Source organism: Rathayibacter sp. VKM Ac-2760 (assembly GCF_009834185.1).
Classification (GTDB): Bacteria; Actinomycetota; Actinomycetes; order Actinomycetales; family Microbacteriaceae; genus Rathayibacter.
Genome location: NZ_CP047173.1, coordinates 2,298,511 through 2,318,102 on the forward strand (window position 1 = coordinate 2,298,511; position 19,592 = coordinate 2,318,102).

Genomic DNA, 19,592 nt, shown 5'->3' on the forward strand with positions numbered 1-19,592 from the left:
CCTCATCCTTCCGCACGCGATCCTTCCGCACGCGCCCCTGGCGCACGCACGGGGTCGTCCCGGCGCAGCTCCACCAGGATGCGGCGCAGGTGGATCGCGACCAGCACGCCCGGGCCCACGCTCGTCCCGGTCGCGGCGGCGCGGGCGTCGACGGCGCGCACGAGCTCCTCGACCGCTCTCTCCGCCGGTTCGAGCGAGCGGTCCTCGGGCGAGCCGCCCGTGACGACCGCGTCGCCGACCGCGCGGCAGGCGGCGCTCAGCGGCGCGGCCAGCTCCGCGTCGAAGGGCAGCGCGCCCGGGCGGTCCCAGATCGTGTCCGCCAGCGCCGCGGTCATGTCCCGGACGTGGAAGAGCGTGCCGTCCAGGGTCGCCAGCCGGAGGTGGTCGGTCTGCGAGCTGTGCCGGTGCAGCAGCGCGCGCGGGTTGCCCTTCCGGCTCTCGTCGCCGTCGACCAGCGCGCGGCGCACCTCGGTCGCGGTCGCCGCCAGCTGGTCGCCGCTGCTCGACCAGGCCTCGTGCTCGGGCGGCCAGCTCTCCTCGAGGGCGGCGGCCATGTCGTGCAGCTGACGCGAGAGCCGGCGCTCGAACTCGTCGACCCGGGCCGTGGCGGCCTCGGAGGTCAGACCGGGCGCGACGACGAGGTTCACGACCAGACCGACGACGACGCCGACCGCCATCTGCACGAGGTAGCCGAGGGAGTAGTCCTCCGCGTCCGCCCCGCCGATGATCAGTACGAAGAGCGCCGCCATCGGCACGTACTCGCGTCCGGCGCCGAACCAGCCGGTGCCCGAGAGCACCACGCCGATGCCGACGATCAGCGGGATCGTCCACCAGGTCGGGCCGACCGTCGCCAGCACCAGCACGGCCAGCCCGATGCCCGCGGCGAGTCCCAGGAGCGTCTGCAGCCCCGTCTTCGCCGAGCCCATCAGCGTCGGGTACATGCTGACCAGCGCCCCGAGCGGGGCGTAGTACGGGTACTCCTCGGCGACTCCGGGCACGTGCGGCGCGACTGCCCAGGCGATGCCCACCGCCAGAGCGGTCTTCAGCGCGAGGAGCAGTCGCGGGCCGGCCACCGCGTCGCGCCAGGCACGGCCCGCCCGGGCGATTCGGCGCCCGGTCACGCCCGGGCGTCGAGCCGCGCCGCGACGTCGGCCGGGAAGCCGCCGGTCGCGATCGGGCTCCAGCGGGCCGGCGTGATGCGCAGCAGCGACTTGTCCTGCAGCCGCATCGCCGCGCGGTACTCGTCCCAGTCCGGATGCTCGCCGGAGATGCTGCGGTAGTAGTCGACGAGCGCGTCCTCCGCCTCGGGCATGTGCAGCACCTCGGCGTCGCCGTCCACCTGGATCCAGGCGTCGCTCCAGTCGTCGGAGAGCACGAGGACCGAGGTCTCCGGCCGGCGCTCGGCGTTGCGGGTCTTGGCCCGGCCCGGGTAGGTCGAGATCACGAGCCGGCCCTCCGCGTCGACCCCGCCGGACACCGGCGACATCTGCGGCCGCCCGTCCGCGCGGGTGGTGGCGACGAGCATCCGGTGCCGCGGGCGCACGAAGTCGAGCATGCCGTCGCGGTCGACGACGGTGGTGGTGGAGACGGTTCTGGCCATGCGACCCAGGCTAACGAGGCCCCTTCCCGGACTAGGTGGTTCTACCCGGTCGTGTCGGCCGGAGCACAGGAACGGCGTGCCTCCTCCCCCTGAGAGGGGCCGGGCCCGGGCGACCGGTGGCGCGGAAGGACGGACCGACTGTCGCTACTTTCTGCACGGAAACCTCCCCCTCGAAAGGACCCCGTGCCTACCACCTCCCCCCTCTCCCCCTCCCGTCGCTCCGTCACCGCGGCCGCCGCCTGGTCGCTGCCCGTGCTCGCCGCGGCCGCCACGGCGCCGCTCGCCGCCGCCTCGACGATCGTCGTCGTCCCGGGTCAGCCCGACACCTACCCCAACCCGAGCTTCTCGGCCACCCGCCAGTCGGTAGGCGACCCCAGCCTCAAGGCGACGAACAACACCGGCTACGCGCGCACCGACTTCACCGCCGTCCCCGACGACGGCGACTACGCGTCGTACAAGACCGGCTGGACCTACGTCGTCACCTCGGCGAAGCCGGTGGCGAACATCAGCTACGACACCACCAGCCTCGCGATCGGCGCTCAGGGCGGCCTCGTCAACGGCCTCTACACCTACAGCTGGACCCTGACCCGTTCGGCCGAGACCACCTGGGTGCGGGTGAAGCCCACCGCCTACCCCCAGGAGATCCGCTTCGTGCTGACCGACACCACGTCGAACCCGCAGGGCGTCGTCGGCAACGCGACCGCCACCTCGAAGCCGTAGCGCGCAGGCGGGCTCGCCTAGCGGGGCGAGCCCGCCTGCTCCAGGCGACGCAGCCGCTCGCGCTGCTCGCGGAGCACCACGACCAGCGCGACCCCCGCTGCACCGCCGAGCCACTCCTCCAGAGCGGTGTCGAAGAGCGCCGACGCCGTCCGCGCGGCGAGCGCCGCCTCCGCCGCCGGCACACCCTCGCCGAGGAGGGCGTCGCGCATCGCGTCGGTGAGCAGCGCCGACTTCAGCAGCTCGCGCTCCCGCAGCGCCGGCTCGGACAGCACGACCGCCCGCCGCGCCGCGATGTCGCCGCGCCAGCCCTCCAGGTCACCGGCCGCCACCGTCTCGAGGCCGTGCAGCAGCAGCCCGAGCGGATCCAGACCCGCGGGCGCGGCCGCCAGCAGCCGCGCCACCACCTCCGGGAACTCGCGCTCGCGAAGGAACAGCACGTCGCGCTTGTCGGCGAAGTGCCGGAAGAAGGTGCGGGTCGTGAGCCCCGCGCGCTCGGCGATCGACGGCACCGTCGTCCCGGAGTAGCCGTGCTCGGCGAACAGCTCCATCGCGGCGCGCTCGAGGCGCAGCGCGGCATCGGGGGCCCAGCGTGACATGCGCCCAGGCTAGCCGATGACACGACGTGTCATCGGGTGTACGGTGACGACACGTCATGCCATCGAGCACTGGAGTCCCCGCTTGTCGTCGAACACCGCCCCGCCCTCGAACACCGCCGTGTCCTCGAACACCGCCGCCCCGTCGAACTCCGCCGCGCGCCTGCCCGCGCCCCGCGCCGACCTCGTCGTCGGTCCCGCCGCGCTGCCCGTGCCCGGTCCCGGCGAGCTGCTGGTGCGCAACCGGGCCGTCGCCGTGAATCCGCTCGACGAGGTGAAGCAGTGGACCGGCGACCTGATGTACCGCTGGCTGCCCTACCCCTCGATCCTCGGCGAGGACGTCGCCGGCGAGGTCGCGGCCGTCGGGCCGGGGGTCGACCGCTTCGCCGTCGGCGACCGCGTCGTCGCCTACGCCGTGGGGATGGAGCGCGGACGGCGGCACGACGCCGAGGGCGGCTTCCAGCAGTACACGGTCGTGCGCGAGGACCTCGCCGCTCCGATCCCTCCCCACCTCTCGGCCGAGCAGGCAGTGGTGCTGCCGCTCGCGGTGTCCACGGCCGCGACCGCGCTCTTCCAGCGGGACCACCTGGCGCTGCCGCATCCGTCGGCCGACCCCGTCGCCACGGGGAGGACGGTCGTGATCTGGGGCGGCGCCACCAGCGTGGGCAGCAACGCGATCCAGCTCGCGGTCGCCTCCGGTCACCGGGTCGTCGCGACCGCCTCGCCCGGCAACCACGCCCGACTGCGCGAGCTCGGGGCCGACGTCGTGGTCGACTACCGCGGTCCGAGCGCGGTCGCCGACGTCGTCGCCGCGGTCGGCGGTGCGGAGGTGGCGGGGATCCTCGCGGTGGGCACCGGCTCGGCCGAGCCGTGCGTCGCCGTCGCGGCCGCCACCGGAGCCCGCCGCGTCGCCCTGGCCAGCCCCTCGGTCTCCTTCGGCTCGCTGCCGCGTCGCGCGGGGCTCTCCCTCTCGTTCGCGCGGACCATGACTCGCCTGGTCGGCGCGAACCTCGCGCTCCAGCTCGCCGCCCGCCGCCGCGGCATCCGCGCCCGCTACGTCTGGGGCGCCACGCTGATGAGCAACGAGGTCGGGCCGATGCTCTGGCGCGACCACCTGCCGAGCGCCCTCGCCGACGGCCGCCACCGCTGCGCACCCGAGCCCGAGGTCGTCGGCACGGGCCTCGGCGCCGTGCAGTGCGCGCTCTACCGGCTGCACGCGGGGGTGTCGGCGCGGAAGCTCGTCGTGCTGCTCTGACCGCGAGCGGCTCGGGTGCGCCACTATGGACCGTGCCGCTCCCCACCCCCGGGCCCTCCGCCCGCTCCTGGCTGCTCGTCGCCCCCTCGCTCGTCGTCCTCGGCTGGGGCGGCAACCAGTTCCTGCCGCTGATGCAGCTCTACCGCCAGCTCGAGGGCTACACGCAGACGCAGGTCACGATCCTGCTCGCCGCCTACGTCCTCGGCATCGTGCCCGGCTTCGCGCTGGCCGGCGGCTGGTCCGACCGCTTCGGCCGCCGCCCGGTGCTGCTCGCGGGCCTCGTGCTCGGGATCCTCGGCAGCATCGTGCTCGCCTTCTCGCCCGCGTCGGTGCTCGGGCTCGGCGTCGGCCGCTTCATCAGCGGACTCAGCGTCGCGGCGGGGATGGTCGTCGGGACCGCCTGGATCAAGGAGCTCTCGATCGCGACGGGAGCGTCTTCGGCCGGCGCCCGCCGCGCCTCCGCGATGCTCACCATCGGCTTCGGCGGTGGCGCGGGAGTCGGCGGCGCCCTCGCGCAGTTCGGCCCCTGGCCGACCGTGCTGCCCTACGTCGTCCAGTCCGCGGCCTGCGTCGCGGCGCTGGTCGTCCTCCTCCGGGCCCCCGAGACGCGCGCCTACGACCCGAGCGCCGGGCGCCTCACCGGCGAGCTGACGATCCCCCGGCCCGCCCGCGCGCGCTTCGCGGCCGTCGTCCTCCCGCTCGCCCCGTGGGTGTTCGCGGCGCCGGCCCTCTCCTTCGCCGTCGGACCGAGCCTGGTCGCCGGCCGGCTGACCGGGTTCACCGTCGGCTTCGCGACCCTCGTCACCGTGATCACCCTCGGCTGCGGCTGGGTGACCCAGCTGAACTCGGGACCGCTGCTGACGCTGCTGCGCGGCCGCGGCGCCCTCGTCGGCGGCGCGCTCACCGCCCTCGGTGCCCTGCTGCTGATCCCCGCCGCGGCCGGGCAGCAGATCTGGGCCGTGCTCGTCGCCGCACCGCTCTTCGGCTGCGGATACGGACTCGCGATGGTCTCCGGCCTCACCGCGTCGCAGGCCCTCGTCGAGACCCGCGATCTGGCGAGCGTCACCGCCGTCTACTACTCCATCACCTACGCGGGCTTCCTCGTGCCCGCGATCCTCGCGGCGCTGGCCGTGGTCGCACCGATGCCGCTGCTGCTCGTGGCGACGGCGCTCGCCATCCTCGCCTGCGTGGCGCTCGCGGCCCGCGGGCTGCGCACCCAGCGCGCGGCTCAGAAGCGCGACGCGACCTCGTAGAGCACGTCCTCGTCGCCCGCGTAGAGGCCGTCGACGCGCGGCCAGTGCGCGATCACGTCGGTGAAGCCGAGCGCCTCGGCGCGGCCGGCGGAGTCCTCGAAGCGGTCGACGCTCTCGAGTGAGTAGTCCGGACCGGAGTCGAGCGAGAGGTGCCGCTCGATCGAGCGCGGGTCGCGACCGGCGGCCTCGAGCGCGTCGTCGAGGCGCTGCGAGAGCTCGGCGACCGCCGCCCACCACTCCTCGGTGCTGCGGCCCTCCGGACCCGTGGTCACCCAGCCCTGCGCCCGCTCGGCCACGAGCGCGAGGCCCTTCGGCCCGTTCGCCGCGAGCACGAAGGGGACGCGCGGCGACTGCACCGGCTCCCCCACCATCCGGGCGCCGCGCGCGGTGAACCAGGCGCCGTCGAGGTCGATCCCGCCGGAGCCGGGCACCTCGTGCCGGAGCAGCACGTCGAGCGCCGCGACGAACTCGACGTAGCGCTCGTGCCGCTCCCGCGGCGAGTGCAGCTCCTGCCCGAGCACCGTCGCGTCGAAGCCCGTGCCGCCCGAGCCGACCCCGAGGACGAAGCGTCCGCCCGAGATCTCGTCGACCGTCGCGATCTCCTTCGCGAACGGCACCGGGTGCCGGAAGTTCGGCGAGGCGACGAACGTGCCCAGCCGCAGCGTCTCGGTGACGACCGCGGCGGCCGTCAGCGTCGGGATCGTCGCGTGCCAGACCTGGTCGGCGAGCGAGCGCCAGGAGAGGTGGTCGTAGGTCCAGGCGTGATCGAAGCCGAGCCCCTCCGCGGACTGCCACTTGCGGCGGGCGGTGGACCAGGGCTCCTGCGGGAGGATGACGATGCCGTGTCGCATCGTCCGAGTGTAGGGAGGAACGGGTCTGTACGATGGTCGACGGTGTGCCGGGAAGTCTGGTCGGCGGACGCGGCCCTCCGTCGTGTTCTCACGTGATCCGACGACCTCCCGAAGGAAGCCCCTCCGTGCCCCACACCCCCGCCTCCGAGCCCACCCGCCAGGCGCCCCACGCGATCTGGCGCGGCCTCCGCCAGACCCTCCGCTCCGATGCCGTCGGCGGCGCCCTGCTGCTCGGCGCGACCGTCCTCGCGCTGGTCCTCGCCAACTCACCCGCGGCCGGCTTCTACGAGACGGTCCGCGACTACGAGTTCGGCCCCGAGGCCCTGCACCTGAACCTGAGCGTCGGCGCCTGGGCGGCCGACGGACTGCTGGCGATCTTCTTCTTCGTCGTGGGCCTCGAGCTCAAGGAGGAGTTCGTCGTCGGGAAGCTCCGCGACCCGCGCACCGCCGCGCTCCCGGTCGCCGCCGCGTTCGGCGGCGTCGCCGTCCCGGCCCTGATCTACGTCGCGATCACCGCGAGCGCCGGCCCCGACGCCCTGCAGGGCTGGGCGATCCCGGTCGCGACCGACATCGCCTTCGCCGTCGCCGTGATCGCGGTCGTGGGCAAGAGCCTCCCGGTCGCCCTGCGCACCTTCCTGCTCACCCTCGCCGTCGTGGACGATCTGCTCGCGATCACGATCATCGCCGTCTTCTACACCTCGGCCATCGCCTTCCTGCCGCTGCTGCTCGCGCTGGTCCCGCTGGGGATCTTCGCCGTCCTCGTCCAGCGGGGCGTCCGCACCTGGTGGATCCTGATCCCGCTCGGCGTCGCCACCTGGGCGCTCGTGCACGCCTCCGGGATCCACGCGACCGTCGCCGGCGTCCTGCTCGGCTTCGCGGTCCCGGTCGTCGCGACCGCCCGCGCCCGCGTCCGCACCGGCACCGGCGACGACGGCGAGCCCGAGTACGACGGCCTCGCCGCGCACTTCGCCGACCGCTGGAGCGGCGTCTCGGCCGGCGTCGCCGTCCCGGTCTTCGCCTTCTTCTCCGCCGGAGTGACGATCGGCGGCCTCTCCGGCCTCGTCGAGTCGTTCCAGGACAGCATCGCGCTCGGCATCGTCGTCGGCCTCGTGGTCGGCAAGCCGCTCGGCATCCTCGCCACCACCTTCCTGATCACCCGCCTGCCCGGTCTCCGCCTCGACCCGGCGCTGCGCTGGCCGGACCTGGTCGGCATGTCGATGCTCGCCGGCATCGGCTTCACCGTCTCGCTCCTGGTCGGCGAGCTGTCCTTCGGCGTCGGCAGCGCGGCGGGCGAGCACGTGAAGGTCGGCGTGCTGGCGGGCTCGGTGATCGCGGCGGCGCTCGGCGCGACGGTGCTGTCGATCCGCAGCCGGCACTACGCGCGAGCGACGCTCGCCGACTGACCCTCCGCCAGCCGCATCGTCCCGCCGGCCCGAGCCGCGAACGCCCGCGCCGTCGCCGCGATCGTGCGCTGCATGACCCGCACCGCCGCCGTGGGCGCGAGGTCCGCCGGGCGGGCGAGGCTGATCGTGCGGCCGAGCGTCGGCTCCTCGAGCCGGATCGAGCGCAGCCCCGGGCGCCCCTGCAGCACCATCGCCGGCACGACCGCCACACCGAGCCCGCGCTCGGCGAAGCGCAGCACCGCGTCCATCTCGGCGCCCTCGAGCACCACGTCGGGCACCAGGCCGGCCGCCGCGAACGCCGCGTCGGTCGTCCGGCGCAGGTCGTAGCTGGAGTTGAAGACGATCTGCGGCAGCCCCGCCACGGCCGCGAGGCCGAGGGCGTCGCCGTCGGCGAGCGCCGGCTCGGCCGCCGAGGAGACCACCACCAGCTCCTCGACGAGCAGCGGGGTCACCGTGAACGCGCCGACGGCCGCCGCCGTCGAGGTCGTCACGAGCGCGAGGTCGAGCTCGCCGCGCGCGAGCCGGTCGAGCAGACTCCGCGAGCCGTCCTCGGCCAGGTGCAGCTCGATCGCGGGGTGCTTCGCGTGGAAGGCGTGCAGCACCTCCGCCACGAGGCTGATGCAGAGCGTGGGTGTCGCTCCGAAGCGGACCCGGCCGCGCTCGAGGCCGGCGAGCTCGGCCAGCTCCCGTCGCACCGATTCGGCGTCGGCGAGCATGCGCCGTGCGAGCGGCAGCAGCAGCTCGCCGGCCGGGGTGAGCGTGCTGCCGGAGCGCGCCCGGTGGAACAGCTCGGAGCCGAGGTCCTGCTCGAGCGAGGAGATCTGGCGGCTCAGCGAGGGCTGCGCGAGGTGCAGCTCCTCGGCGGCGCGGGTGAAGCTGCCGAGGCGCGCGACCTCGACGAAGCCGGTCAGCTGCTCGAAGTTCATCTCCGTAGCGTAAGCGCATGGCTGGCCCCAGGTTTATGCATTGGAGTAATCGAAGCGCTCTGCCTAGCGTGGAGGCATGACCACTTCAGCACCCACCGCCACAGCGGAGCGTCGGAGCTCCACCTCCGTCCTCGTCATCGGCACCGGCGGCTCGGGACTCCGCGCCGCGATCGAGCTGGCCGAGGCCGGCGTCGACGTCCTCGCCCTCGGCAAGCGCTCGAAGTCGGACGCGCACACCTCGCTCGCCGCCGGCGGCATCAACGCCGCGCTCGCCACGATGGACCCCGACGACAGCTGGCAGCAGCACGCCGCCGACACCATCACCGAGTCGTACCTGCTCGCCAACCCGCACACCGTCGAGATCGTCACCTCGAACGCCGCCCGCGGCATCCAGGACCTCGAGCGCTACGGCATGCCGTTCGCCCGCGAGGACGACGGCCGCATCTCGCAGCGCTTCTTCGGCGCGCACACCTACCGCCGCACCGCCTTCGCCGGCGACTACACCGGCCTCGAGATCCAGCGGACGCTGGTCAACCGGGCGGCGCAGCTCGAGATCCCGATCCTGGACACCGTCTACGTCACCCGCATCCTCGTCAACGAGGACGGCGCCGTCTTCGGCGCGTACGGCTTCGACCTCGTCGACGGCACCCGCTACCTCATCCACGCCGACGCGGTGATCCTCGCCGCCGGCGGCCACAACCGGATCTGGCGCCGCACCTCCTCGCGCCGCGACGAGAACACCGGCGACTCGTTCCGCCTGGCCGTCGAGGCCGGCGGGCGCCTGCGCGACCCGGAGCTGGTCCAGTTCCACCCCTCGGGCATCATCGAGCCCGAGAACGCGGCCGGCACGCTGATCTCCGAGGCGGCCCGCGGCGAGGGCGGCATCCTCCGCAACGGCCTCGGCGAGCGCTTCATGGGCAGGTACGACCCCGAGCGGATGGAGCTCTCCACCCGCGACCGCGTCGCGCTGGCCTGCTACACCGAGATCAAGGAGGGCCGCGGCACGCCCAACGGCGGCGTATGGCTCGACGTCTCGCACCTCCCGCGCGAGACGATCATGACCCGCCTCCCCCGCGTCTACCAGACGATGCTCGAGCTGCAGATGCTCGACATCACGAAGGACCCGATCGAGATCGCCCCGACGGCGCACTACTCGATGGGCGGCGTCTGGGTCCGCTCGGACGACCACAGCACCGACGTCCCCGGGCTCTACGCGATCGGCGAGGCGTCCAGCGGACTGCACGGCGCGAACCGCCTGGGCGGCAACTCGCTGATCGAGCTGCTCGTCTTCGGCCGGATCGTCGGCCAGGCCGCGGCGGAGTACTCCGCGTCGCTGACCGCGCAGACCCGCTCGGCGGCCTCGGTGCAGGTCGCCCGCGACGAGATCGCCGACCTGCTCGCCTCCGACGGCGAGGAGAACGTGCGGGCCCTGCAGCGCGCGATCCGCAACACGATGACCGAGCACGCGGGCGTCGTGCGCGACGAGGAGGGTCTGCTGGCCGGTCTCGCCGAGCTGGACGCCATCGAGGCGCGCATCGCCGACATCGGGATCCACCCGGACATCGCGGGCTACCAGGACCTGGCGCACGCCTTCGACCTGAAGTCCGCAGCGATGGCGGCGCGGGCGACCCTCGAGGCCGCGCTGGAGCGCCGCGAGAGCCGCGGCTGCCACAACCGCAGCGACTACCCGGAGATCGACCCGGCCCTCCAGGTCAACCTGGTCTGGTCGCCGTCCACCGGCATCACCCGCGAGGAGATCCCCGCGGTGCCGGAGGAGATCCAGGCGCTGATCCGCGAGGTCGCGACCGCGGGCAAGCTGCTCGAGTAGAGGCAGCGGCCCCGACGACGAACGACGCCGGCCCGGCGAGGAGCGCTTCTGCGCGCTTGCGCACGACGAGAACGGCGGCCAGCCGGTTGGTTCCGAAGGACAGCAGGATCACTCCGGTGGCTTCTGCCAGGTTCGCTCCGAGCACGGAGGCGAGGGAGAGAGATCCGACCCGGATGACGACGAAGAGAGCCCACAGCCAGATCCCCGCGGGACTGAGCTTGTACTCGAGGTGCGCGTCGGTGGTCCTGAACCGGGTGACCAGGCCCATTATCGTTCCGGTCCCGGTCACCAGGACGAGTTCGCCGATGATGATCCAGTCTGCTTCGACCCATCGGAAGCCTCCCCACAGTTCGACGGCCAGGGAGACCAGTCCAGCTCCGATGATCACCGTGGGCAGCCCTAGCATCCGATGCAGCTGCGTCGAGCGCCAGAGGAACTGGCGGACGATGAGGACGATGATCCCCGCCGCGATGGCGACGTCATCCACCATCCGGTTGGTCGTGTCCCAGTCCCAGTGCACCGTCTCGCCTCATTTCAATCACTAGTGATGGAACTACAGTATCACTGGTGATTGAATGAGTGCATGCGTGCGTCAGAACTCCACCGTCTCGCCCGCACCCTCCGCGAGATCGCCCTCGAGGCGACCGGGAATGTGGGCGTGGACCGTGTCAATGCCGGTCAGCTCGCCGTCTTCGAAGACGTCGCGCGGCATCCGGGAGCATCGATCCGCGAGGTCACGGACCGGACCGGACTGGCGCAGAGCCTCGTGTCGCGGATCGTCGGAGCCGCCGCTGCCGCAGGGGCACTGACCGTCACGACCGATGATCGGGACCGACGCAGGGTTCGGATCGAGCTCAGCAGTACGGCCAGCGCAGCGATACTCCAACGGGCCGACGAGCCGCTCGACTCAGCACTCGAGCAGAACACACCTCACCTCACCGATCAGGAGCGTGCCGCCCTTCACCGGCACCTGGCTGCCGCCGCCGAACTCCTCTCCCGAGGCGCCCGAGTGAACTGACGAGCATCACGTCGATCACCGCGGGGTGAGCTCCGGCACGAGCCGATCTCCGCAACGCGGATCGAGGGGCGTGGAGGAGGGGGCGGTCGACGCGCAGCACCGACGACGAACGACGCCGACCTGGAGGATCCCGGGTCGGCGTCGTGTCGGTGCGCCGGCGATCAGGCGCGGCTGCGGGCGCGTCCGCCGAAGCGGGTGTAGAGGAACAGCACGATGACGGCGCCGATGATCGAGCCGATGATGCCGGCGGGCTGGAGGAAGCCCTCCATCGGGTCGTGCTGGAAGATCAGGAAGCCGAGGAAGCCGCCGACGAAGGATCCGACGATCCCCAGCACGATGGTCATCAGGATGCTGATGTTCTGCCGTCCGGGGACGATGAGGCGGGCGAGAGCGCCGGCGATGAGGCCGACGACGATGAGGCTGATGATGAGTCCGAGCACGGGAGTCACCTTCCTGTCAGCACGACGGATCGTGCGCTGGAGCCCTGCGGTCGCGGGGCCGATGAGCAACCCAAGCAGTCGCCCGGGGGTGGCCGGTACACCCCTGGGGGTGTAGCCGCGCCGCGTCTAGGAGGGGTACGGTCCGTGCATGCCCCCGCCTCCGACCGCGCCCCTGACCGTCGCCCTGGTCGACGACTACGACGTGGTGCTCAAGGGCCTCGCGCACATGTTCGACCACTACCGCGACCGCGTCGTCGTCGCCGAGATCGACGCGAACGCCGCGCTCTCCGACCGCATCGACATCGTCCTCTACGACTCGTTCGCCCAGCCGGAGTCGGACCTGCAGGAGCTCGCCGACCTCGTCCGCAACCCGCGCGCGGAGCACGTCGTCGTCTACACCTGGAACTTCCACCCCGACCTCGTCGCCGACGCGCTCGAGCAGGGCGTGCGCGGCTACCTCTCGAAGACCCTCCCGGCGCGCGAGCTGGTCGCCGCCCTCGAGGCCGTCCGCTCCGGCGAGCTCGTCGTCAGCGAGCCGCCCCGCCGCGCGGGCACCGCCCCGGGCCTCGACTGGCCGGGCCGCCACGAGGGCATCACCGACCGCGAGTCCGAGATCCTCGCGCTGATCACCCAGGGCAAGAGCAACGCCGACGTCGCCGCCCTCACCTACCTCAGCCCGAACACGGTCAAGTCGTACATCCGCAGCGTCTACGGCAAGATCGGCGCCGCCAGCCGCACCCAGGCCGTGCTCTGGGGCGTCGAGCACGGCTTCACCCCGGACCACCACCGCATCGACCACTGGCTCGGCGGGCCGTGACCGCGCTGCCCCTCTCCGGACAGCCCACCTCCGGACGGCCCGCCTCCGGACAGCCCACCTCCGGCTCGTGAAACCGGCCCCGGCTCGCCGAATCGGGCCGTTCCGGCGAGCCCGAGTCGATTCCGCGAGCCGGAGCCGCTCCACCGTCCTTCTTGCGCGAGGACCGGGCCGCGTGGTCCGGTAGCCCCATGGACTTCTTCGCGCCGGACCCGCCACAGGACGACGTCCTGCTCCAGGCGCTCTGCACGACCTCGGAGCTGGACGAGGACGGCGTGATCGTCGCCGTCGGCGACCGGATCCGGCGGCTCGCCGTCCCCTACCGCGGCGGCTACTTCGGCGGCGACCTCGACGAGACCCCGTGGATGCTCGACTACTACGGCGACGCGACCGGCGCCGCCGACACGGTCTGGATCGAGGGGGTCGTGACGGCCATCGCAGCGATCCGGACCCGGCTGACCCGGCTCGACGACGGCACCTGGACGGCCCGGCCCGGCTCCGCGGAGCTCGAGCCGCTGCGGTCCACGGCGGACACGCGCAGGCCGGTCCCCGAGATCGACTGGGGCCCGCGCTCGGAGCCCGACGCCGACGGGCACGCGTACGCGATGGGCGTCGCGCGGCAGCACGAGGGCGACGAGGACCTGTCCGGCTGGCTGATCACCGTGCGGCGCACCTAGGGTGGGCGGACCGCAGCACGAGGGGGACGCGATGCCACGGAACCACCAGCGCAGGGCCACCGCCGCCGCGCTCGCACTGCTCGCTCTGCCGCTGCTGGCCGGGTGCGCGGGCCCGACGCCCTACTCGGACTTCGACCGCACACGGGACGAGCGCGACGTGCTGCCGGATCTCGGCGACGTGAGCGAGCAGATCGAACCGGACTCCGTGCGCTTCGTCGGCACCGCCGAGGGCGTCGACGTGTATCTCGGCTCGTCGATCCGCGGCGACGATCACTGCGTCATCGTCGACGGCGACGACGGTCCCTTCAGCGGCTGCAGCGGTGCGGGCGACCTGAAGATCTCCCAGCGCACCTCGGTGGTGGTGCAGGTGCATCCCGACGGTGTCGAGCCGGAGGACTCCCCCGGTCTCGACTGGACGACCCTCGGGAAGAACGTGTCGGTGCGGCCCTACAGCTGATCGCTGTCCCGCCTGCGGTAGGTCGCCAGCGCGACCCCGCCCGGCAGCGCGCGCAGGTCGACCGCCTCGAGCGCCACCGGCTGCGCGAGTCCGCCGAAGAGCGGGACCCCCGCGCCCAGCAGCACGGGCGAGATCTTCACCTGGATCTCGTCGATCTCGTCGATCAGCTGCGCGGCGAGGTCGCCCCCGCCGCAGAGCCAGAGGTCGCGCCCCGGCTCCCGCTTGAGCGCGGCGACCCGAGCCCGGACGTCGCCCGAGATCGTCTCCACCCGGTCGGAGGCGGGCAGCTCGCCGTGCGTCACCACGATCTGGCGCAGGTGCGGATACGCGCCGTCGACGAGCCCGGCGTCGACCGCGGGCGCGTGGCTGCGGCGGCCGAGCAGCACGGTGTCGAACCGGCGGGGCGCCGCGGTGACGCCGAGCGCCGCGCGCAGGTGCGCCGGGCAGGTCTCGGGGTAGCGCTCGAAGAGGTCGGCGAGGATCTCCGGCGTGACCGGGAAGGCCGAGGCGTCGCCCGACGGATCGGCGAGGAAGCCGTCGAGCGAGACGGCGAGGTAGTAGACGAGGTCTCGCATGCCCAGGCACGGTACCCGGTGTCGGCGGTCTCTTCTACCCTGGACGACGAGGAGGCCCCATGTCCGAAGCCAGGGATCGCGCCGCCCGGTACGCCGCGGAGCGCGCGACCGGCGGCCGCCCGGAGACCGGCGACGAGAGCCGCGGCTCGCTGCCCGAGAACGCCGAGGACCGCGCCGCCTTCATCGAGACGTCGATCCAGCAGGCGATCCGCCGCGGCGAGTTCGACGGCCTGCCGGGTGCGGGCAAGCCGCTGGAGGGGCTCGGCGGGCACCACGACCCGGACTGGTGGATCCGCCGCAAGATCGAGCGCGAGAACCTCACCGGCATCGGTCCGGCCGCGTTCCTGCTCCGCGCCGAGGACCGGCAGCTGGACGCGCAGCTCGACCGGCTGATGCGCGAGTCCGAGGTGCGGGCGGTGCTCGCCGACTTCAACAAGCGGATCGTCGAGGCGCGCCGCCAGCTGCTGGGCGGCCCGCCGGTGGTCACGCCGCTCCGCGACGTCGACGCGGAGGTCGCCGCCTGGAACGAGCGCCGGAACGCCCGGTTCGCGGCGCCCGAGGCGCCGGAGCCGGAGCGCCGCGGCCGCTGGTGGCACCGGCGCTGACGACCCCCGCTTCGCACCGGCGCGCCCATCCGCATCACTATGCTGGGAAACTCCGCGAGGGAGGGTCGGATGAAGGTTCCGCGCACCGCGACGACCCGCGTCGTCACCGAGATCAACCGCACGGCGATCGTCGACGCGCTCCGCCTGCACGGCCCCTCCTCCCGCAGCGCGATGGCCCGGCACACCGGCCTCAGCGCCGCCACGGTCGAGCGGCTCTGCTCCGCGTTGCTCGGCGAGGGCGTCATCGTGCTCGACGGCCGCGAGCGCTCCTCCGGCGGCCGGCCGTCCTCGCTCTACCGCTACGCCGGCGACGCGCGGGTGGTCGCGGCGATCGAGGTCTCCGAGTCGCAGGCGCACGGCCGCCTGGTCGACTTCGACGGCAAGACGGTCCGCGACGAGGTCCTCGCCTTCGAGCTCGACGGCGACGGCTCGGACGCCGATCGCCGCCTCGCCGGCACCATCGAGATGGTCGACCTGCTGATGGCCGCCGCGCAGAAGATCCGGAAGCCCTGCGCCGGCGTCGGCGTCACCATCCCGGGCATCGTGCACGGCCTGGAGGGCCGCGTCACCAACACGATCGAGCTCGGCTGGAGCGACGTCATGCTCGGCAGCATCCTCAAGGCCCGGGTCGGCGTGCCCGTGCTGGTCGAGAACGACGCGAACGCGATCGGCTTCGGCGAGTGGTCGCGCGGTGCCGGCCGTGGCGCGCAGAGCCTCGCCACCTACGTCCTCGGCGTCGGAGTCGGCGCCGGCATCGTGCACGACGGCGCGCTGCTGCGCGGCTCGCGCTCGGCCGCGGGCGAGATCGGCTACCTCGTCACCGAGCGCTCGCACCTCGAGCGGCCGTACACGACGCAGGGCGACCTGGAGTCGCGGATCGCCGCCCTCTCGCGCGGCTACGCCCGGGAGCACGCGGCCGGCGCGGCCAACCCGCTCGGCGCCCTGCTCGACGCGGCGGCCGCGGGCGAGCCCGCCGCGCAGGCGCCGGCCGCCGAGGTGTTCGACTACATCGGCCTCTCCTGCATCGCGCTCTGCACCGTGCTCGATCCGGAGCTGATCGTGCTGGCCGGGCACCTGACCCGCCGGCCGGACTACGCGATCAGGGAGGTGACGCGGCGCCTCGTCGGCCGGATCACCATCCCGCCGCGGATCACGACCGCCGAGCTGGGCGCCGACGCGGCCCTCGTCGGCGTCGCGCAGCTGATCATCGCCCGCTCGCGGACGGCGACCTACCTCAGCTGAGCGCCCGGTTCAGCTGAGCGCCCGGTTCAGCAGAGCTCCCGGTTCAGCCGAGCTCCCGCTCCAGCGCCGAGGCAGCCTCGCGGTCGAGCAGCACCGTCACGTCCGGGTGACCCTGCAGCGCCGAGGCCGGGCAGCCGGCGTCGACCGGCCCGAGCAGCGCCCGCGCCACCGCGTCGGCCTTGCCCGCGCCACTGGCGAGCAGGACGAGCGAGCGTGCCGCCAGGATCGTCGCGATGCCCTGGGTGATCGCCGATTCCGGGACCAGCTCGAGGCGCCCGTCGAAGAAGCGCGCGTTCGCCTCGCGTGTGCTCCGCGCGAGCCGCACCACGTGCGTCCCGACGGTGTGCGGGGTGCCGGGCTCGTTGAAGCCGATGTGCCCGTTGCCGCCGATCCCGAGGATCTGGAGCGCGACGCCGCCGGCCTCGCGGATCGCCGCGTCGTAGTCACCGCGGATGCCGTCGGGGACCTCGACGGCGCCCATCCCCAGCGGAAGGCGCACCTCGCGGTCGAGGACGGCGCGGTAGCTCTCGGGGTGCCCGGGCGGGAGGCCGACGTACTCGTCGAGGGCGAAGGCGCGGGCGCCGGCGAAGTCGAGTGCGCCGGCGGTGACGCGCGCGGCGAGCTCGCGGTAGAGCAGCGACGGCGTGGATCCGGTGGCGACGCCGAGCACCGCCCGCGGGTCGGCGAGGATCCGCTCGGCGACGAGATCGGCGGCGGCGCGAGAGGCCTCGGCGAAGGTGTCGAAGACGCGGACCGAGGTCCCGGGGGCGAACGCGGTGCTCCCGCGGGTTCCGGTGAGGCTCACGAGGCCACCTCCGAGAGGGTGCGCTCGGCCGCCGCGAGCGTCTGCGCGTGCTCGAGAGCCCGGGCGTGCGCCATCGCGCCGACCACCGGCGGGCGCCGCACGACGACGAAGGCCAGCTGCGGCGCCTCCTCGGCCAGCCGCTCGCGGATCCGCCGCTCGTACTCCGGCTGGTTGACGATCACGCCGCCGCCCGCGACGACGAGCGAGCCGATCGCCCCGCGCCGCACCAGCGAGGCGACGCCTGCCGCGAGCGCCTGCGCGGCGTCCGCGACGATCCGCTCGGCGAGGGCCGAGCCGCCGGCCGCCTGCTCGAAGACGAGCGGGGCGAACGCGCCCCAGGCCGCGCCGCCGGCGATGCGCGTGGCCTCGGCGGCGAGGGTCGCGGCGTCGGCCGCGTCGAACGCGGTGAGGACGGCGCCGATCAGCGGGTCCGAGGCCGCACCGTCGGGGGCGATGCCGCGGTCGCAGGCCACGAGCGTCTCGCGCAGCGCCGTCGAGACGAGGTCGTGCGCGCTGCCGCGGTCGCCGAGCGGCCAGCCGTGGCCGTCGACGGTGATCCGGACGCCGTCCGCGGTGCTGCCGCAGATCACGGCGCCGGTGCCGACGATCATCTGGATGCTCGGCGCCTCCTGCTCCGCGAAGCCGAGCAGCTCGGCGTCGTTGACGACGGTGACGGGCCGGCCGAGGCGGAGCGAGAGCGACGCGGTCGCCTCCCGCATCTGCCCCGGGGTGTCGCAGCCGTGCACGCCGAGGACCACCACGGCGTCCGCCGCGAGGGGACGCAGGCGCAGCAGCACGTCGGCCAGTCGCGGCAGGTTCTCGGGGTCGGCGAAGAGCTCGCCCGAGCGCCAGGTGCTGGACGGGAGGAGCAGGTCCTCCTCCGCTCCGTCCGTGTCGAGGAGGCGGACGTGCGTCTTGGTCCCGCCCACGTCGACACCGACGAGGTGGGCTGCGGCTCGGGGCTCATTTATCGTCACAGTGGCATGAAAGCACCTCCGGGCCAGCGGGACAAGACGGGAGTCGCGTGGCGCGTGGTGCAGCACACTTCCGCGTTACGGCGGTGTTTCCGCGAGTTACAGGCGAATCACGAGTTCGGCCGACTCGAAGATTCTTGTTGACCTATATGTCTCGCATTGATAAGAAAGCACTACCGCCTCGACGACGAAGCACCTGCGCCTCGTCGAATGACAGACACATGAAAGGTGTTCCGTTGAAGAAGACAGCACGCGCCACCCTGGCGATCCTCGGCACGGGAGTGCTGATCGCTTCTCTCGCCGGATGCGCGAACGGCTCCTCCGGAGCGAGCGCCTCGGACCCCCTCCAGTTCGTCCTCTCCGGTGACGGCACCCAGGGGGGCGGCTATCAGAAGATGGCCGATCTCTACGAGGAGCAGACCGGCGTCCAGGTCGAGATCGTCGACGTCCCGGGCGACGACCTCACCACGCGACTGCGCAACAGCGCCCAGGCGAACGACCTGCCGGCCCTCGCCGCGGCCGCCAACGTCGACCCGCTGTGGAAGGACCAGATCCTCGACCTCTCGCAGATCGCCGAGGACCAGGACATCCTGCCCCTGCTCGCCGTGCCCGACCCGGAGGACGGCAAGGTCAAGGCGCTGCCCACCAGCCTCACCTCGGTCGGCATGTTCATCAACAAGTCGCTCTTCGACGAGGCGGGCGTCAGCTACCCCACCGACGAGACGCAGAGCTGGACCTGGGACGAGTTCGTCGCCAAGTCCGAGGAGGTCCAGGCGGCCACCGGTGCGCAGTACGGCATGGTGATGGACAACTCCGCGCACCGCCTCCGCTCGTTCCTCTACGAGTTCGGCAGCGAGGGCATCGTCGACGACGGCGGCACCTTCACCGCGAACGACGAGACCAAGACGGCGCTGGAGTACTTCAAGAAGCTCAACGACGACGGCTTCATGCCGAAGTCGGTCTGGACCGCCGGCGAGGACGCGAGCGCGACGTTCAAGAGCGGCCAGGTCGTGTCGTACTACTCGGGCGTCTGGCAGATCGCGGACTTCCAGTCCAACATCACCGAGTTCGAGTGGGCCTCGGTGCCCACCCCGCAGCAGCCGGTCAAGGCGACCAACTACGGCGCCGCCTCCTGGATCGTCGCGTTCGACGGCACCGGCCAGGAGGAGGCCGCCCAGAAGTTCATCGACTGGCTCTACCAGCCGGAGCAGTACTCCGCGTACTGCGAGATCGCCGGCTGCCTGCCCGCCGTCACCGGTCTCGAGATGAACTACCCGGCCAACCAGGACGCGTTCGCGCTCTACAACGCCGAGATCGCCGCCTCGCCCGCGGTCTCCTCGCTGCAGACGGTCGACCAGCTGATCGGCGGCTACGAAGGCAAGTTCCTCCAGTCCGAGCCGCTCAAGGACGAGACGATCAAGTACCTCAACGACCAGCAGAGCGTCGACGAGACGATCGACAACATCCTGTCGACGACCCAGGCCGCCCTCGGCGAGTAGCCCCGCGCCCGCCGGCCCTCCGGGCGGTGCAGGGCCCCCTCCCCGCACCGCCCTCCC

The 19,592-nt window shown here is 73.0% G+C and carries 22 protein-coding genes; 12 read left to right on the forward strand and 10 right to left on the reverse strand.

Features of this window, described 5'->3' with window-relative positions; genetic code table 11:
- Positions 1-2: 2 nt before the first annotated feature.
- Positions 3-1,121 carry an aromatic acid exporter family protein gene (locus tag GSU72_RS10425; protein ID WP_159984951.1) on the reverse strand — a complete coding sequence of 373 codons (1,119 nt, stop codon included), beginning with the start codon at positions 1,119-1,121 and terminating at the stop codon, positions 3-5.
- Complete coding sequence (locus GSU72_RS10430; RefSeq protein ID WP_159984952.1) at positions 1,118-1,600, reverse strand: PPOX class F420-dependent oxidoreductase; 483 nt, start codon at positions 1,598-1,600, stop codon at positions 1,118-1,120. The genes GSU72_RS10425 and GSU72_RS10430 overlap by 4 nt, the downstream gene beginning before the upstream one ends.
- 183 nt (positions 1,601-1,783) lie before the next feature.
- Here GSU72_RS10430 and GSU72_RS10435 point away from each other — a divergent pair, with 183 nt between their 5' ends.
- On the forward strand, positions 1,784-2,320 hold the full coding sequence (locus GSU72_RS10435; protein ID WP_159984953.1) for a hypothetical protein: 537 nt from the start codon (positions 1,784-1,786) through the stop codon (positions 2,318-2,320).
- 17 nt (positions 2,321-2,337) lie between these two features.
- Here the strand turns inward: GSU72_RS10435 and GSU72_RS10440 are convergent, their stop codons facing one another.
- Complete coding sequence (locus GSU72_RS10440; protein WP_159984954.1) at positions 2,338-2,916, reverse strand: TetR/AcrR family transcriptional regulator; 579 nt, start codon at positions 2,914-2,916, stop codon at positions 2,338-2,340.
- Between the two features lie 82 nt (positions 2,917-2,998).
- Here GSU72_RS10440 and GSU72_RS10445 point away from each other — a divergent pair, with 82 nt between their 5' ends.
- Together GSU72_RS10445 and GSU72_RS10450 are read left to right on the forward strand one after the other, a co-directional pair.
- A complete protein-coding gene (locus tag GSU72_RS10445; protein ID WP_244255758.1) occupies positions 2,999-4,168 on the forward strand; it encodes a zinc-binding alcohol dehydrogenase family protein in 1,170 nt (389 codons plus the stop codon).
- Between the two features lie 32 nt (positions 4,169-4,200).
- A complete protein-coding gene (locus GSU72_RS10450) occupies positions 4,201-5,421 on the forward strand; it encodes an MFS transporter (protein ID WP_159984956.1) in 1,221 nt (406 codons plus the stop codon).
- Here the strand turns inward: GSU72_RS10450 and GSU72_RS10455 are convergent.
- Positions 5,397-6,272, reverse strand: a complete 876-nt coding sequence (locus GSU72_RS10455; RefSeq protein WP_159984957.1) for an LLM class flavin-dependent oxidoreductase — start codon at positions 6,270-6,272, stop codon at positions 5,397-5,399. The two genes, GSU72_RS10450 and GSU72_RS10455, sit on opposite strands and share 25 nt — an antisense overlap.
- A 125-nt stretch (positions 6,273-6,397) precedes the next feature.
- On the opposite strand from GSU72_RS10455, the gene nhaA reads away from it, so the two are divergent.
- Complete coding sequence (gene nhaA, locus GSU72_RS10460; protein WP_244255759.1) at positions 6,398-7,675, forward strand: Na+/H+ antiporter NhaA; 1,278 nt, start codon at positions 6,398-6,400, stop codon at positions 7,673-7,675.
- On the opposite strand, the gene GSU72_RS10465 is transcribed toward nhaA, so the two are convergent.
- Positions 7,648-8,601 (reverse strand): LysR family transcriptional regulator, encoded by a 954-nt coding sequence (locus GSU72_RS10465; RefSeq protein ID WP_159984959.1) that lies wholly within the window; start codon positions 8,599-8,601, stop codon positions 7,648-7,650. The genes nhaA and GSU72_RS10465 overlap by 28 nt on opposite strands.
- A 76-nt stretch (positions 8,602-8,677) precedes the next feature.
- On the opposite strand from GSU72_RS10465, the gene GSU72_RS10470 reads away from it, so the two are divergent.
- Complete coding sequence (locus GSU72_RS10470; RefSeq protein ID WP_159984960.1) at positions 8,678-10,429, forward strand: FAD-binding protein; 1,752 nt, start codon at positions 8,678-8,680, stop codon at positions 10,427-10,429.
- Here GSU72_RS10470 and GSU72_RS10475 read toward each other — a convergent pair.
- Positions 10,344-10,949 (reverse strand): hypothetical protein, encoded by a 606-nt coding sequence (locus tag GSU72_RS10475; protein WP_159984961.1) that lies wholly within the window; start codon positions 10,947-10,949, stop codon positions 10,344-10,346. The two genes, GSU72_RS10470 and GSU72_RS10475, sit on opposite strands and share 86 nt — an antisense overlap.
- A 138-nt stretch (positions 10,950-11,087) precedes the next feature.
- On the opposite strand from GSU72_RS10475, the gene GSU72_RS10480 reads away from it, so the two are divergent.
- On the forward strand, positions 11,088-11,447 hold the full coding sequence (locus GSU72_RS10480) for a MarR family transcriptional regulator (protein ID WP_159984962.1): 360 nt from the start codon (positions 11,088-11,090) through the stop codon (positions 11,445-11,447).
- A gap of 161 nt (positions 11,448-11,608) precedes the next feature.
- On the opposite strand, the gene GSU72_RS10485 is transcribed toward GSU72_RS10480, so the two are convergent.
- Positions 11,609-11,887, reverse strand: a complete 279-nt coding sequence (locus GSU72_RS10485) for a GlsB/YeaQ/YmgE family stress response membrane protein (RefSeq protein WP_123732321.1) — start codon at positions 11,885-11,887, stop codon at positions 11,609-11,611.
- A 148-nt stretch (positions 11,888-12,035) separates the two neighbouring features.
- Between GSU72_RS10485 and GSU72_RS10490 the strand changes: the two genes are divergently transcribed.
- The 3 genes from GSU72_RS10490 to GSU72_RS10500 all read left to right on the forward strand — a co-directional run bounded on the left by GSU72_RS10490 (position 12,036) and on the right by GSU72_RS10500 (position 13,835).
- Positions 12,036-12,704 carry a response regulator transcription factor gene (locus GSU72_RS10490; protein WP_159984963.1) on the forward strand — a complete coding sequence of 223 codons (669 nt, stop codon included), beginning with the start codon at positions 12,036-12,038 and terminating at the stop codon, positions 12,702-12,704.
- Positions 12,705-12,892: 188 nt separating this feature from the next.
- Positions 12,893-13,378, forward strand: coding sequence for a hypothetical protein (locus GSU72_RS10495; RefSeq protein WP_159984964.1), 486 nt, complete (start codon positions 12,893-12,895; stop codon positions 13,376-13,378).
- A gap of 31 nt (positions 13,379-13,409) precedes the next feature.
- Positions 13,410-13,835 (forward strand): hypothetical protein, encoded by a 426-nt coding sequence (locus GSU72_RS10500; protein ID WP_159984965.1) that lies wholly within the window; start codon positions 13,410-13,412, stop codon positions 13,833-13,835.
- Here GSU72_RS10500 and GSU72_RS10505 read toward each other — a convergent pair.
- Positions 13,826-14,410: a dihydrofolate reductase family protein gene (locus GSU72_RS10505; protein WP_159984966.1), complete on the reverse strand. Its 585-nt coding sequence runs from the start codon at positions 14,408-14,410 to the stop codon at positions 13,826-13,828. The two genes, GSU72_RS10500 and GSU72_RS10505, sit on opposite strands and share 10 nt — an antisense overlap.
- A gap of 59 nt (positions 14,411-14,469) precedes the next feature.
- Between GSU72_RS10505 and GSU72_RS10510 the strand changes: the two genes are divergently transcribed.
- Positions 14,470-15,015: a DUF1992 domain-containing protein gene (locus tag GSU72_RS10510; RefSeq protein WP_159984967.1), complete on the forward strand. Its 546-nt coding sequence runs from the start codon at positions 14,470-14,472 to the stop codon at positions 15,013-15,015.
- A 69-nt stretch (positions 15,016-15,084) separates the two neighbouring features.
- Positions 15,085-16,257: an ROK family protein gene (locus GSU72_RS10515; RefSeq protein WP_159984968.1), complete on the forward strand. Its 1,173-nt coding sequence runs from the start codon at positions 15,085-15,087 to the stop codon at positions 16,255-16,257.
- Between the two features lie 43 nt (positions 16,258-16,300).
- Here GSU72_RS10515 and GSU72_RS10520 read toward each other — a convergent pair whose 3' ends face one another.
- Positions 16,301-17,062 carry a glucosamine-6-phosphate deaminase gene (locus GSU72_RS10520; RefSeq protein ID WP_159984969.1) on the reverse strand — a complete coding sequence of 254 codons (762 nt, stop codon included), beginning with the start codon at positions 17,060-17,062 and terminating at the stop codon, positions 16,301-16,303.
- Positions 17,059-18,039, reverse strand: coding sequence for a BadF/BadG/BcrA/BcrD ATPase family protein (locus GSU72_RS10525; RefSeq protein WP_159984970.1), 981 nt, complete (start codon positions 18,037-18,039; stop codon positions 17,059-17,061). The genes GSU72_RS10520 and GSU72_RS10525 overlap by 4 nt, the downstream gene beginning before the upstream one ends.
- 233 nt (positions 18,040-18,272) lie before the next feature.
- On the opposite strand from GSU72_RS10525, the gene GSU72_RS10530 reads away from it, so the two are divergent.
- Positions 18,273-19,535: an extracellular solute-binding protein gene (locus GSU72_RS10530; protein WP_244255761.1), complete on the forward strand. Its 1,263-nt coding sequence runs from the start codon at positions 18,273-18,275 to the stop codon at positions 19,533-19,535.
- The last annotated feature ends 57 nt before the right edge of the window (positions 19,536-19,592 follow it).

What these genes read in the sequence shown, in the direction of transcription:
- GSU72_RS10505 (WP_159984966.1), bottom strand. Translation starts at nt 14,410, where the DNA reads ATGCGAGACCTCGTCTACTACCTCGCCGTCTCGCTCGACGGCTTCCTC.
- GSU72_RS10515 (WP_159984968.1), top strand. Translation starts at nt 15,085, where the DNA reads ATGAAGGTTCCGCGCACCGCGACGACCCGCGTCGTCACCGAGATCAAC.
- GSU72_RS10465 (WP_159984959.1), bottom strand. Translation starts at nt 8,601, where the DNA reads ATGAACTTCGAGCAGCTGACCGGCTTCGTCGAGGTCGCGCGCCTCGGC.
- GSU72_RS10440 (WP_159984954.1), bottom strand. Translation starts at nt 2,916, where the DNA reads ATGTCACGCTGGGCCCCCGATGCCGCGCTGCGCCTCGAGCGCGCCGCG.
- GSU72_RS10430 (WP_159984952.1), bottom strand. Translation starts at nt 1,600, where the DNA reads ATGGCCAGAACCGTCTCCACCACCACCGTCGTCGACCGCGACGGCATG.
- GSU72_RS10500 (WP_159984965.1), top strand. Translation starts at nt 13,410, where the DNA reads ATGCCACGGAACCACCAGCGCAGGGCCACCGCCGCCGCGCTCGCACTG.
- GSU72_RS10455 (WP_159984957.1), bottom strand. Translation starts at nt 6,272, where the DNA reads ATGCGACACGGCATCGTCATCCTCCCGCAGGAGCCCTGGTCCACCGCC.
- GSU72_RS10490 (WP_159984963.1), top strand. Translation starts at nt 12,036, where the DNA reads ATGCCCCCGCCTCCGACCGCGCCCCTGACCGTCGCCCTGGTCGACGAC.
- GSU72_RS10510 (WP_159984967.1), top strand. Translation starts at nt 14,470, where the DNA reads ATGTCCGAAGCCAGGGATCGCGCCGCCCGGTACGCCGCGGAGCGCGCG.
- GSU72_RS10470 (WP_159984960.1), top strand. Translation starts at nt 8,678, where the DNA reads ATGACCACTTCAGCACCCACCGCCACAGCGGAGCGTCGGAGCTCCACC.
- GSU72_RS10495 (WP_159984964.1), top strand. Translation starts at nt 12,893, where the DNA reads ATGGACTTCTTCGCGCCGGACCCGCCACAGGACGACGTCCTGCTCCAG.